At 60.9% G+C, this 12,708-nt stretch carries 10 protein-coding genes and 1 tRNA gene; 5 read left to right on the top strand and 6 right to left on the bottom strand.

Annotated features, from left to right (window positions below; all coding sequences use genetic code 11):
- Positions 1 to 43 precede the first annotated feature (43 nt).
- Positions 44 to 120: transfer RNA gene (locus tag IB264_RS30915), tRNA-Met, on the top strand.
- A gap of 473 nt (positions 121 to 593) precedes the next feature.
- Here the strand turns inward: IB264_RS30915 and IB264_RS30910 are convergent.
- Positions 594 to 1,193, bottom strand: a complete 600-nt coding sequence (locus tag IB264_RS30910) for a TetR/AcrR family transcriptional regulator (protein ID WP_025424976.1) — start codon at positions 1,191 to 1,193, stop codon at positions 594 to 596.
- Positions 1,194 to 1,477: 284 nt separating this feature from the next.
- Between IB264_RS30910 and IB264_RS30905 the strand changes: the two genes are divergently transcribed.
- Positions 1,478 to 2,635: an efflux RND transporter periplasmic adaptor subunit gene (locus tag IB264_RS30905; RefSeq protein WP_025424975.1), complete on the top strand. Its 1,158-nt coding sequence runs from the start codon at positions 1,478 to 1,480 to the stop codon at positions 2,633 to 2,635.
- Complete coding sequence (locus tag IB264_RS30900) at positions 2,632 to 5,730, top strand: efflux RND transporter permease subunit (protein WP_025424974.1); 3,099 nt, start codon at positions 2,632 to 2,634, stop codon at positions 5,728 to 5,730. The genes IB264_RS30905 and IB264_RS30900 overlap by 4 nt, the downstream gene beginning before the upstream one ends.
- Positions 5,731 to 5,740: 10 nt before the next feature.
- Here the strand turns inward: IB264_RS30900 and IB264_RS30895 are convergent, their stop codons facing one another.
- Genes IB264_RS30895 through IB264_RS30885 form a run of 3 tightly spaced genes read right to left on the bottom strand, consistent with a single transcriptional unit; the run spans position 5,741 to position 8,404 of the window.
- A complete protein-coding gene (locus IB264_RS30895) occupies positions 5,741 to 6,499 on the bottom strand; it encodes an ABC transporter ATP-binding protein (RefSeq protein ID WP_025424973.1) in 759 nt (252 codons plus the stop codon).
- Positions 6,496 to 7,464, bottom strand: a complete 969-nt coding sequence (locus IB264_RS30890) for an iron chelate uptake ABC transporter family permease subunit (protein ID WP_025424972.1) — start codon at positions 7,462 to 7,464, stop codon at positions 6,496 to 6,498. The genes IB264_RS30895 and IB264_RS30890 overlap by 4 nt, the downstream gene beginning before the upstream one ends.
- Entirely contained in the window at positions 7,454 to 8,404 is a 951-nt protein-coding gene (locus IB264_RS30885; RefSeq protein WP_025424971.1) for an ABC transporter permease, read from the bottom strand. Before IB264_RS30885 ends, IB264_RS30890 begins: the two co-directional genes overlap by 11 nt.
- Before the next feature lie 388 nt (positions 8,405 to 8,792).
- Between IB264_RS30885 and IB264_RS30880 the strand changes: the two genes are divergently transcribed.
- Together IB264_RS30880 and IB264_RS30875 are read left to right on the top strand one after the other, a co-directional pair.
- A complete protein-coding gene (locus IB264_RS30880) occupies positions 8,793 to 9,731 on the top strand; it encodes a siderophore ABC transporter substrate-binding protein (RefSeq protein WP_038575727.1) in 939 nt (312 codons plus the stop codon).
- 93 nt (positions 9,732 to 9,824) lie between these two features.
- On the top strand, positions 9,825 to 10,118 hold the full coding sequence (locus tag IB264_RS30875) for a DUF2218 domain-containing protein (protein WP_051509135.1): 294 nt from the start codon (positions 9,825 to 9,827) through the stop codon (positions 10,116 to 10,118).
- Between the two features lie 28 nt (positions 10,119 to 10,146).
- Here the strand turns inward: IB264_RS30875 and IB264_RS30870 are convergent, their stop codons facing one another.
- The gene (locus IB264_RS30870) at positions 10,147 to 11,916 is read right to left on the bottom strand and encodes a GNAT family N-acetyltransferase (protein ID WP_025424968.1); all 1,770 of its coding nucleotides are present in this window, start codon (positions 11,914 to 11,916) and stop codon (positions 10,147 to 10,149) included.
- Between the two features lie 157 nt (positions 11,917 to 12,073).
- A complete protein-coding gene (locus tag IB264_RS30865) occupies positions 12,074 to 12,568 on the bottom strand; it encodes a hypothetical protein (protein ID WP_025424967.1) in 495 nt (164 codons plus the stop codon).
- Positions 12,569 to 12,708: the final 140 nt, after the last annotated feature.

Raw genomic sequence — 12,708 nt, 5'->3', positions numbered from 1 at the left:
GGTTTACGCACCGGATAAACCGCATAGCGGTTTACCGAGATGGCGCGGGGTGGAGCAGCCCGGTAGCTCGTCAGGCTCATAACCTGAAGGCCGCAGGTTCAAATCCTGCCCCCGCAACCAAATCAAACAAAAAGCCCGCAAGACCGAAAGGTCCGCGGGCTTTTTGGCGTTCAGGGGCAAAGAAAACAAAACCGGCTAACCGCCAAACTCGCCCAAAACAAAGTCCAGGAAAACACGGACCTTCAAGGGCAAATGAATGCGAGACGCGTAAACCGCATACACGTGCGTCAACGGCAAAGGCTCGAACCAGCATCGTCTTGGAAGAGGGCGTCGGTTCTGACGGTTTTGACGGTCGCATCAGGCGCCGTAACATGGCGAGGATCCGGCATAGAGCATTTCTAGGAAAAGTGCGAAGCGGTTTCCGTGAGGAAATGCGTAAAAACAAAGAGATAGAGCGTTTGTGCGGTTCCGTCTAAATCGGAAGCCCCCTGGGATGTCGCTCTGATGAGCCAGGATGCGACCCGGCCTTGAAGGCGTCGGCGGCCACGCACCGGCGGCCGCACAAATCAACTCACTGTAAAATCTTGCACCGCTCAGCCTGTTGGACAGAGAAAACGCGTCAGCAGCAGGTGCAGCATCGGCGCCTCTTCCAGCGGCTTAAAACCCGGATCGACGGCGATGCGCCCGAAGATGCCGTCGATGATCGCTGCAATCCAGCGTGCGCCGCCCTCGGGATCGATGGCGGCATCGATCTGTCCGCGTTCATGCGCCGCTTTGATCACAGTGGCAAGGGCGGTGCGCAGGTCAGCGTCATTCGCCGCCACCAGTTCGCCGATGCGTTCGTCGCGCGTGGCCTCGGCGGCGATCTCCAGCGCCAGGCTGGAAAAGACCGGATCGGCCGCCAGCCGCAGGACAACGTCCATAAAACCCAGAAGGGCGGCAAAAAGATCCGACGCTTCATGGAGTTCACGGAAAAACTCCGCCGTTTCTTGACGTTCGACCTCCACGATCGCGGCGATGATGGCGTGTTTGGTCGGAAAGTAATGGAAGAGATTGCCCGGGCTCATGCCTGCCTCGGCGCAGATTTCCGCAGTCGAAGTGCCGTGGAATCCCTTACGGGCAAAACAGACGATTGCGGCGTCGAGGATGACTTGCCGCCTTGCGGCATGTTTTTCCGGGTCGATCTTGCGCATCGTGCCTGCTCCCAGTGGCCATCATTCTTTAATAGACTGATCGATCTCATATGCGATGCGGGTCTTGCAGAGTCAATAGAAGCGGTCTGGTGCCAAGAGCGCCATGTTCCCGCAATGCTTGCATGCGATCGCCTTACTATTGACGTGTTCAGCTGATGGAATTAGTAGATTGACTAATCGAAGAAATAATTCCTTCTGAACGCGATAATCAGGGACCTGTCGACGCGATGCGATCCTCAAGAGGATTGGTCGACATCCATTCCCGTCAGCGAAAGCCAACCAGAATGAGACGTTCCCCAGTTCTGAGCGCAGCAATTGCCACGTTCCTGCTTGCTGCCACTGCAGGCGAGCTGCTTGCCAACGAGGCTGCCGCATCGGTGGGCGCCGATGTCGCAGCCGCAACCCGCACCGTCTCGACGCTTGTGGCCGACAGGCAGCCACAGAAATGGATGCGGTCCTTTGCCGGCATCTTCGTCGCACGCGAAGAAATCGCCGTCGGCACGACGTTGACCGAGCAGCGGATCGCCAAGGTCGAGGTCGAGGTCGGCGATCGAGTGGTCGCCGGCCAGGTTCTTGCCCGACTGGAAACCGAGATGCTGGAAAACCTCCTGCGGGAAGCCGAAGGGCGCGTCGCCCGCACCAGTGCGGCGGTTGCTCAACAGGAAGAGACCGTTCGACAGGAAGAAAAGAAGCTCGACCGTGCACGCCAACTGCGGCACCTGAAAGCCGAGACTTTCCTTGAAGAGCGTGTTTCGGCAGTGGCCATCGCGCACGAGGCGGTCAAAGTCGCCCGCGCCGAGGACGCACAGGCTCAGGCGCTCCAGGCGGAGGCGCGGCGCAAGCTCGAACGCGCCGTGATCGTCGCCCCTTCCACCGGCATCGTTTCCGAGCGCCTTGCCCGCGCCGGTGCATTGGCCGGAACGGAACCGCTGATGCGGCTGATCCGTGACGGCGAGATCGAGCTTGCCGCTGAAATACCGGAAAGCGAGCTACCCCTGCTTGCTGTCGGTCAGCAGGTGAAGGTCAAGCTTTCCGGACGCACGGACACGATCGAGGGTCATGTCCGGGTGATCAATCCGAAGATCGATAGCGAGACACGACTTGGCACGGCCAAGATTGCGCTCATGACCGACAAGCCGCCCTATGCCGGAACGTTCGGCCGCGCGGAAATCGTTGTTGCGGAACGTCCGGCCATCATGGTCGACGATTCCGCGCTGCTTTACGGCACGCCGGACGGAATGCCCTCAGTGTTCATTGTCGAGGACGGCAAGGTCAAGCGCAAGACCGTCCAGGCCGGGATGCGCCAGAACGGCAAGGTGGAGATCGTGTCGGGGCTAAATACCGGCGAACGCGTTGTTGCCAAGGCCGGCGTCTCTCTTCGTGAGGGTGAGGCCGTTGCCACCAAAGACATTGAACCCGCTCAGGCAGGCGCGCAGAAATGACCAGCAATATATCCGCCTGGGCGATCCGAAAGCCCGTACCGACGCTCGTCCTGTTCGTTGTTCTGACCCTTGTCGGCATCGCCTCGTTCCTGCGTCTGCCCGTCAACGCCAATCCGAGCGTGTCGTTTCCCGTCGTCACCGTGACAATCACCCAGCCGAGCGCCCAGCCGGCGGAAATGGAGACTCAGGTCACGCGGCGCGTCGAGGGGGTGGCCGCCGGCTTGGTCGGCGTCAACCACATTCGCTCGACGGTTACCAACGGTGTCTCGACAACGACGGTCGAGTTCAAGATCGGCACGGACCCTGACCGTGCCGCCAACGACGTGCGCGAAGCGGTCGCCCAGATCCGCTCCGATCTGCCGCAGTCGATCCAGGAACCGGTGGTCTCGCGCCTCGACGTTGATGGCAGCGCCATCATCTACTACACCGTGCGCGCACCCAACATGTCCGCGGTCGAGCTGTCGTGGTTCGTGGACGATACCTTGAACAGCGAGCTTCTGACGCTTCCGGGCGTCCAGAAGGTTCAGCGTCTCGGTGGCGTCAGCCGCGAAGTTCGCGTTTCCTTGGATCCGGAGCGCCTGCTGGCGCTTGGCGTGACGGCCGACCAGGTCAACACCGCGATGCGCGAGCTCAATACCAATGTCCCGAGCGGGCGTGGCGAGATCGGCGGGCGCGAGCAGTCGATCCGAACGATTGGCAGCGCCACCTCCGTCGAGGAGCTTTCGCGCCTGTCGATACCGATTTCGGGCGGCCGTTGGGTCCAGCTTTCGGATGTGGCGAAAATCGAGGACACCTCGTCCGAACCACGCAATTTTGCCCGGCTCGACGGCGAGCCGGTCGTCAGCTTCTCGGTGTCGCGCAGCAAGGGCGCGAGCGACACGGTGGTTGCCGATCGCGTTGCCACGCGGCTTGTGGAAATCCAGGCGCGTACACCCGGCGTCGAGATCAAGGAGTTGATCTCGCTGGTCGAGTACACCAAGGACAGCTACGACGCGGCGGTGACGGCGCTGCTCGAAGGGGCGGCGCTGACCGTCGTGGTCGTGTTCGCGTTCCTGCGCAATTGGCGGGCAACACTGATCTCGGCGCTGGCCATGCCGCTATCGATCCTGCCGACCTTCATGGTCATGGATCTGCTCGGCTTCACCTTGAACAGCATCAGTCTGCTGGCGCTGACGCTCGTCATCGGCATTCTGGTCGATGACGCCATCGTCGAGATCGAGAATATCGAGCGGCATGTGGACATGGGCAAACGGCCGTTCCTTGCCGCGATCGATGCCGCTGATGCGATCGGGCTGGCGATCGTGGCGACGACGCTGACGATCGTGGCGGTGTTTGCGCCCGTCAGCTTCATCGGCGGCGCCGTCGGACAATATTTCAAGCAGTTCGGCCTGACGGTCGCCATCGCTGTCCTGTTCTCGCTGGCGGCCGCCCGCCTGCTGACGCCGCTGATGGCGGCCTATCTGCTTCGTCCGAAGGCGGGGCATGGCCATGAGGTCAAGCGCTCGCGCATCGCCGATACCTATGTCCGGATGCTCGGCTGGACGCTCGATCATCGCAAGACGGCGCTTTCCATCGTTGCCCTGATCTTCGTCGGTTCGATCGCGCTCCTGACCATGTTGCCGACCGGCTTCATACCGGGGAGCGACAGCAACCTCTCGACCTTGAAGGTCACTCTGCCGCCGGGCACGCGGCTCGAGGAAACGGCGCGTGTTTCGGATGAGCTGACGCGCAAGATCAAAGCGCGGCCGGAGGTCGACAGCGCGCTTGCGACTGCCGACAGCCTCAACCGGGTCGACCTGCTGATCAAGCTTCGTCCGCGCAAGGAGCGTGCGCTCGGCCGCAAGGCGTTCGAGCTTTCTTTGCGGCCGCTGCTTGCGGAGACGCCGGATATCCAGGCGACCTTTGCGTCCGACCAGGGCGCCAAGGATCTGTCGATCTATCTGACCAGTGATGACGCGGAGGCATTGACCCAGGCCGTGCGCCAGCTCGAAAACGAGATGCGGGCGATGCCGGGCCTTGTCAACGTCCAGTCGACCGAGCCCTTGCTGTCGCCTGAGCTGTTGGTGAAGCCTCGCCTCGACGAGGCTGCCCGGCTTGGCGTCTCGGTAACGTCGATCGGCACGGTCGCGCGCATTGCCACGATGGGCGATAGCGAAAGCAATTCGGCACGGTTCAATCTCGGCAACCGGCAGGTGCCAATCCGGGTGATGCTCGACGAAACCGCGCGGGCGGATTTCGACACGTTGCGAAATTTGCGCGTCGGCACCAACTCCGGCAAGCTGGTGCCGCTGACATCGGTGGCTGACATTTCCTTTGGCGCGGAGGAGGGCAGCGTCGAACGCCTCAACCGCAAACGCCTGATGGCGGTGGAGGCCAATCTGAACGGCATCACGCTTGGCACGGCATTCGAGGCAGTTTCAGCCCTGCCGGCCATGACCAAGATGCCGGCGGGGGTTTCGCAGGCCAGTTACGGCGAAGCCGAATACATGTCGGAAATGTTTCGCAATTTCGCGCTTGCTCTGCTTGCCGGCATCCTGATGGTCACCGCGGTGCTCGTGCTCCTATTCAAGGACTTCCTGCAGCCGATCACCATCCTGATTGCCCTGCCGTTGTCGATCGGCGGCGCTGCGCTGGCACTCATCCTGTTTGGGGCGGCGCTCGATCTGTCCTCGACCATCGGTATCCTGATGCTGATGGGCATCGTCTGCAAGAACTCGATCCTGCTGGTCGACCATGCGATCGTCTGCCGCAAGGAAGGGGCGGACCGGCGAACGGCCTTGCTGACGGCGGGCACGACCCGTGCACGGCCGATCATCATGACGACGATCGCCATGGTCGCCGGCATGGTGCCGGCGGCGATCGGCGTTGGTGCGGATGCAGCCTTCCGCGCGCCGATGGCGATCGCCGTGATCGGCGGCTTGATCACATCGACGATGCTGAGCCTCGTCTTCGTGCCGGTGATGTTCACGGTGATGGATGATGTCAGCGTTCGCCTGGGGCGCCGGCTGAAGCGGCTGTCATCGGTAACAGATGAGGACAAGATCGCTGATGCCGCGCGCAAAGGCCGCCCGCTCGCATCTGGCTCTTCCCATTGAGCCGACCGGCCTATTCGAAATAGTTGACGAGCCGCGTTTCGCCGACGGCGTGAACGCGGCAGTCGACGTCGAAGATCGCCTGCAGGCGCGACGGCTCGATCATCTCCTTCGGTGCGCCCTCGAAGGCGAGCTTGCCGTCGCGCATGGCGACGATGCGATCCGAATAGGCGGAGGCGAAGTTGATGTCGTGCAGCACGACGACAACGGTCTTGGCGAAATCGTCGGCCAGGCGCCGCAGCAGCTTCATCGTCTCGACGGCATGTTTCATGTCGAGATTGTTGAGCGGCTCGTCGAACAGCATGTAATCGGTATCCTGGCAGAGCACCATGGCGATGAAGGCGCGCTGGCGCTGGCCGCCCGATAGCTCGTCGAGGAACCGGTGTTCCAGGAAGTGCAGGCCAACATAGGCGATCGAGCGCTCGATATGCTCGACGTCAACCGCCGTCAGGCGACCCTTCGAATAGGGATAGCGGCCGAAGGCGACGAGATCGCGCACACTGAGGCGCGCGGTGATGTGGTTGTCCTGGCGCATGATCGACAGGCGCCGGGCGAGCACGTCGCCGGCGGTCCTGCTGACATCGAGCCCGTCGACCAGAACCTGTCCCTCATCCATTGGTATCAGCCGGCTGACGATCGACAGCAGCGTCGATTTGCCGGCGCCGTTCGGGCCGATGATCGAAGTGAGGCCGCCGGCCGGCAAGGTCATCGAGACCCGGTCGACGACCGCATTGCTGCCATAGGATTTGGTCACGTCGCGGATTTCGATCATCGGGCGGAGCCTCGAACAAGCAGGAAGATGAAGACAAGACCACCGACAAATTCGATGACGATGCTGAGCGCGGTGTTGAAAGCGAACAGCCGCTCCAGGATCACCTGGCCGCCGACGAGCGTGACGATGGCCAGGCACACGGCAATCGGCAGCACGAAGCGATGGCTGGCCGTCGGGGTGATCTGCCAGGCGAGGCTGGCGACCAGAAGACCGAAGAACGTCACCGGGCCGACAAGCGCGGTGGAGACGGAAACGAGAACGGCGATGAGCACGAGCAGGATGGTAAGGGTGCGGTGATGGTCGACACCGAGCCCGATGGCGCTTTCGCGGCCGAGTGACAGCACGTCGAAGGTTGGGAACAGCCGCCAGAGAACGAAGGTAACTGCTGCGACGGCGACGGCGGAAATGCCGAGAAGGTCGGCGTTGACCGTGTTGAAGCTGGCAAACAGCCGGTCCTGTAGCACCACGAATTCGTTGGGATCGAGGATCCGCTGCAGGAAGGACGAAAGGCTGCGAAACAGCCCGCCGAGGATGATGCCGACCAGCATCAGGAGATGCAGGCTGCGGGTGCCTCCGGAAAACAGCGCCCGGAACAGGAGTACGGAAAAACCGACCATCGCCGCGGCTTCGATGATGAACTGAAACCGCGGGTCGACGGCGGTGGCGCCGGCGGCTCCGAGGAAGAACACCATGACCGTCTGCAGCAGCGCATACATCGCATCGAAGCCGATGATCGATGGCGTCAGGATGCGGTTGCCGGAGATCGTCTGGAACAGGATGGTCGAGACGGCGATCGCATAGGCGACGAGAACCATGCCCGCAAGTTTGGTGCCGCGGAAGGAGAGGATGAAGGCCCAGCTTCCCCTGGCACCGAGTGTCATGAAGGCCAGCATCGACAGGAGCGCGAGCATAGCTGTGACGAGCAGCATGCCGGAGGGTGAAACCCTTTTAATGTCAGCCTGCATGGGCGCGCCTCGAAAGCAGCAGATAGAGGAAGACGACGCTGCCGACGACGCCCATGACCGTTCCGACCGGGATCTCGTAGGGCGCAATCACGATGCGGCCGACGATGTCGCAGGCGAGCACCAGCCCGGCCCCGGTTGCGGCGATCAACGGCAGGGTGCGCCTGAGATTGTCGCCGACCAAGAGGCTGATGATGTTCGGCACAATCAGTCCGAGGAACGGCACCATGCCGACGGTGGCAACGACCGTGGCCGTCACCATCGAAACGATGCCAAGGCCGAGCGTCACCACCTTGTTGAAGTCGAGGCCGACATTGCGGGCGATCTCCTCGCCCATGCCGATGACGGTAAAACGGGCAGCGGTGACATAGGCGATCAACGTCAGAACAAGTGCGATCCACAGCAACTCGTAACGACCGCGCAGTACGCCGGAGAAATCGCCTGACATCCACGCCCCCATCGACTGCATCATGTCGTAGCGATAGGCAACGAAGGTGGTGACGGCGCTGATGACGCCGCCGAGCATGATGCCGACCAGTGGCACCATCAGCGCCGAGCGCAACGGGATCTGGCGCAGGATTTTTAGAAACAACGCCGTACCGGCGAGCGCGGTGAGCGCCGCGACGCCCATCTTGGCGGCGACCGGCAGAGTGGGCGCAAAGATCATCGTCAGCAGCATGCCAAGGGCGGCGGATTCGGCGGTGCCTGCGGTCGATGGTTCGACGAAGCGGTTGCGGGCGAGCATCTGCATGATGGTGCCGGCGACGGCGAGACCGGTTCCGGCGAGCATCAGTGCGAGTGTGCGCGGCACCCGGCTTTCGACGATTAACAGCCAGCCGCGACCATCGCTCTCAAGTCCTGAAGCGAGGCTGCCGACGCCGGTCATGACGCTGATGACGGCAAGCACAAAGATGACGGGAACGGCAATCAGAAGTGGTTTCATCGATCGGTCTTTAGGCGCGCCGGCGTTTTGGTGATTGGCTCTTCTTTGTCGACTTGTTGCCGTTCATTCTTCCGTCGCCTCCAAGCAGCTTGGGACAGGTTTTGTTTGCGTCTTTCCCGGCACCGCTAAAAGCTTGCCCCGCCCAGCGCCGGATTGGAGCTGAGCTTCATTCATATATATGACATGGCTAGTCAAGTTTCGTCGCATCCGCTGCGGCAGTTCGCTCGACGTCGCCGATGCCAGCGCAGGCTGGCCTGTGGATCGGTCCAGGACATTTTTGGTGGCGCTCGCACACGTTCATGGGCCGCGGTTTGGCGCACGGCATTTGCAAGGACGGCAAACGGCCTTGTTGCCCTCTTTGGAAAATCGCGCTAGGACGATCGAAAAGATGAGGGAAAAAGTCATGAATATATCTCTGTTTTCTAATGGTCTTCGTAGTGTTGCAGTCGCTGCCGTCCTGGCTCTGGCGCCTGCCGCAAGCGCTGAAACGTTGAAGATCGAGCACAGCAGCGGTACGACGGATGTCGAAAAGAATCCGAAGACCGTGCTGGTTTATGACTTCGGAATGCTGGAAACGCTAGACATGCTCGGCATTCCCGTGGCGGGCGTTCCCGGCTCTGCGATCCCGCCGTCACTCGAAAAATACAAGTCCGACACCTATCCGAAGATCGGCACGCTGTTCGAGCCCGACTACGAGGCGGTCAATGCCGCCGAACCGGATTTGATCATCGTCGGTGGTCGTTCGCAGTCGAAATATGCCGAGCTTGCCAAGCTCGCGCCGACCATCGACCTCACCTCCGACGACAAGGATCTGATCGGCAGCGTCAAGAAGAACGCCGCTATTCTCGGCCTCATCTTCGGCAAGGAAGCGGAGATCAAGGCAGCTTCGGAGAAACTCGACGCCTCGATCGAAAAGCTGCAGGGTGTTGCCAAGGGTGCCGGCACCGGCCTCGTGCTGCTGACGACCGGCGGCAAGATCAGCGCCTATGGCAAGGGTTCGCGGTTCGGCGAAATCCACGACATCTTCGGTGTGGAACCGGCTGATCCGAAGCTGCAGGTCGCGACGCATGGCCAGGCCGTTTCCTACGAATATATCCTCGAGACCAATCCGGACTGGATCTTCGTCGTCGACCGCGACGCGGCGATCGGCCAGGAAGGCCAGCCGGCCGCAGCGCTGCTCGACAACGAGCTGGTGCGCCAGACCAAGGCCTGGAAGAACGAGCGGGTCGTCTATCTCGATTCCGCCAAGCTCTACCTGACGAGTTCGGGCCTGAAGTCCGAGCAGGATATCGTCGATCAGCTCACCGAAGCACTGAGCAAGAAGTAGGCTTGAGGTTCCGATAAGGGCGGTAGGAGCAATCATGGCGCCTTTTCTCTTTCATTGGCCTGCCCACCGACCCCATGCAGTGTGGAGAAGAACATGTTGAAAGCCACGAGCGGTATTACCACCGCGCGCGCGTCGCAATACCTGCAGCAGCTGTCCAAGCATTTCGCCCACAAGACGACGGTCGAATATACCGAGACGGATTCTGTGGCGACGATAGGGGCGAGCACCGCGCGCATGACGGCGCGCGGCGATCAGCTATCTTTCGTCGCGGAATCACCGGATGCCGAGGCGCTGGCGGAATGTAAGGACGTCATCGAACGCCACATCATCCGCTTCGCATTTCGCGAGGAGCTGACGTCGCTCGACTGGTCCGACACCGCCGAGTGAGCGGTCGGCCACCTCGCAATCGATATATTTAATGCTTGATCCGTGAACCTGTTTCGCCCGGCCTGTTCGATCGCGACTGCAGGTGCGCCGATATGCCTGATGGCAGGGACGGCTGAAGCAGGGGTGGCGCGGTCGGCAGGCGCACGGATGCATCAAGCGCTCGTTTCGGCGACACCAACACTCTCTGCGGCGGCGGGATCGATACCGGCGTTTGCTCCGGTTCGGGAACCTCGTCCTGCTGCGGCGTTTGCAGGGCTGCCTTCAGACGTATGACGGCTTCCTGCGCCTTGAGCTTGCAGCGCACATGATCCGGATCGTCGGAAAGGATATCCTCGAAGCTGCTGAAGATGCTGAGGGCCTCTTCGCCTCGGCCCGTCGCGCAGAGGGCGACGCCGAGCTTGTAGCGCACGAGGCTTACGAGCGGATGGCGGGCCAGCAGGGCCTCGAAGGTCTCGGCCGCTTCAGCGTAGTGCCCTTGCGCCATCTGGCTGTCGCCGAGCCGATGCTGGATCTTGCCAGCGCCCGGCATCGTTGCAAGCAGGCTTCTGTAAAGATATTCGGCCTCGTCGTGCTCGCCCTTGTCGTCGAAAAGCTGGGCGAGGCCGTAGCGAGCCCGGGTGTGTGTCGGCACGGTGTGGATGACCTGCCGGTAGCCGGGTTCCGCCTTGTCCAGTCGCCCCTGGCTGTGCAGTTCCACCGCGCGCTCGTAGACATGTTCGATGCTGCGCGGGTTGAGGCAGTTGCGCAGATTGCGGCCTGATCGCGTTTTGACACGCATGCTGCGAATGCGGCGCTCTTCAACCCCGAAGGAATATTTGTAGGCTTCGTTGCCGCGCAGGAAATCGTAGACCCGATATCCCCAGGCGATCGCATTGCGAATGGCAAAGCCGTGCAGCAGAAGCCCCGGGGAAGGGGTCGTCCACGTCTCGTCGCGGCCGGTGATGTAGAACAGGACGGTCTTCTTCTGCCGGTCGAGCAGATTGGCAAGCACGCCGAGCGGCTGGTCCTGATACCACAGAACGGGAACATCGAGCGCGCCCTGGTTAAAGGCGTCCAGCAGCATCTCACGTGTGAACGTGATTAGCCGATCGACCTTGCTGCCTTTGCGCTCTGCCCATTTGATGCGCCACAGCCGGAACAGCGTGTCGAGGTCTCTTTCGATCGTGTCTTTTGTCGCGTGGGTAATGCGGTAATCGGGTGATGCCTCGACCATCCGCATGAAGCGACGCAGCTTCTGCCGCGTCTGGGCGCTCATATGCGTGGCGAGATAGTCCTCCCAGCTTTCGGGCAGGTTCACATAGGGGCAGATCGTATTGTCGATATTGTCGGGATTGCTGCGCTCGTTGCTGGTCTGGACGAACTGGTCTTCGGGAAAGGCGCCGAGCAGACGATCGAGCCGCGAAGAGGCCGTAGAGAAATAATCGAACGTGAGGGTCGTCCAGTTCTCCTTGCCGATGTGGGCAGAAAAGGTATCGGCCGCAGCATCCTCCAGGCCGGGCCGGCACAGGAAGCCGGTATAGTCGGCGCCATAGTTGCCGGCCATCCGGATCTCGTCGCAGAAAAGCTTGGTCGTGTCGTCCTGGTAGGTCGACACTTTCAATGGCAGGAAGGCGCAATACCGCCCATCGTCTTCCTGCTTGAGGGCAAGAATGAACCAGCGGTGTCGGTGCGACAGATATTTCTGCAGCCACTCCCAGGAAAGAAATAGATGAGCTTCCGGGTCTTCTAGGTAGATCAGATCCCAATCTTCGCGAACTTTCTCAAAATATTCTAAAGTATCAATAATATCTATTTTCATAACGCCCTCTTACGCAACTGAGAAGTATTTTTAGTTTAGCGTATTTCAAGCCAGAATTTCTTCGAAACAACTTTAGCTTATAGTCAATATTTAGCCATTATATACCAAGGATATTATCCGAATGCAGGATGTCGCCTGCCGGCTGTGGCAATCTCGTCTAGATCGAACGCTCGTCGAAGTTCGGCCGTGAGCGAATGAAGGCCCAGAGGCTCTTGCTGATTTCGGTGATCTCCTGGATGGCGGCTTCGAGCCGCTCCAGTTCCCGGGCGTCCAGTTGCTCGACCTTGCCGTAGCGAATGTCCTTGTCGCCCTCGACCAGGCGCATCAGCTGTGTACTGGAGATCTCGCCCTGCTCGTCGAAGGAATAGATGCAGTGATTGTATTTGTTGCGCATCTTCGACTGCTGTTTCAGCCGGTCCATGATCGAAAGAACGCTGTCGCGCGTGTCGACCGGCGTGACCGGCAGCTTGGCCAGGCGCTCGGTCAGATCGATGCGGGCGCGCGTCGTGTTCAAGGTCAGAAAGACCACGATCGCCCGCTCCTTGTCGACATTCAACAGGTGGGCGATGATATAGATCAGCAGGCTTTCGGTATTGGTCCAGACATAGTTGAGGCGGCCGACAAGCAGAAGCACCTCGTGTATCGCTGCCATCGAACGTCTCCTCTGTGCGCCATCGATGACGCGCTGCCATTGCCGGCGCAAACCATTTTGACGGAAATGACCGAGCCTTCAAGGCGTTGGCAGATTGCTGGTGAAACAGCGAAAGCTGCCGCCCCATTCTGCTTAGCCCC

This window comes from Ensifer sp. ENS11, assembly GCF_014851895.1.
Lineage (GTDB): Bacteria > Pseudomonadota > Alphaproteobacteria > Rhizobiales > Rhizobiaceae > Ensifer > Ensifer canadensis.
This window is presented reverse-complemented; position numbering and strand designations above follow the sequence as displayed.

Bases quoted from the DNA above. Each gene is read 5' to 3' on its own strand.
- IB264_RS30895 (WP_025424973.1), bottom strand. From the start codon at position 6,499: ATGATCGAAATCCGCGACGTGACCAAATCCTATGGCAGCAATGCGGTC.
- IB264_RS30880 (WP_038575727.1), top strand. From the start codon at position 8,793: ATGAGGGAAAAAGTCATGAATATATCTCTGTTTTCTAATGGTCTTCGT.
- IB264_RS30890 (WP_025424972.1), bottom strand. From the start codon at position 7,464: ATGCAGGCTGACATTAAAAGGGTTTCACCCTCCGGCATGCTGCTCGTC.
- IB264_RS30900 (WP_025424974.1), top strand. From the start codon at position 2,632: ATGACCAGCAATATATCCGCCTGGGCGATCCGAAAGCCCGTACCGACG.
- IB264_RS30910 (WP_025424976.1), bottom strand. From the start codon at position 1,193: ATGCGCAAGATCGACCCGGAAAAACATGCCGCAAGGCGGCAAGTCATC.
- IB264_RS30870 (WP_025424968.1), bottom strand. From the start codon at position 11,916: ATGAAAATAGATATTATTGATACTTTAGAATATTTTGAGAAAGTTCGC.
- IB264_RS30905 (WP_025424975.1), top strand. From the start codon at position 1,478: ATGAGACGTTCCCCAGTTCTGAGCGCAGCAATTGCCACGTTCCTGCTT.
- IB264_RS30885 (WP_025424971.1), bottom strand. From the start codon at position 8,404: ATGAAACCACTTCTGATTGCCGTTCCCGTCATCTTTGTGCTTGCCGTC.
- IB264_RS30865 (WP_025424967.1), bottom strand. From the start codon at position 12,568: ATGGCAGCGATACACGAGGTGCTTCTGCTTGTCGGCCGCCTCAACTAT.
- IB264_RS30875 (WP_051509135.1), top strand. From the start codon at position 9,825: ATGTTGAAAGCCACGAGCGGTATTACCACCGCGCGCGCGTCGCAATAC.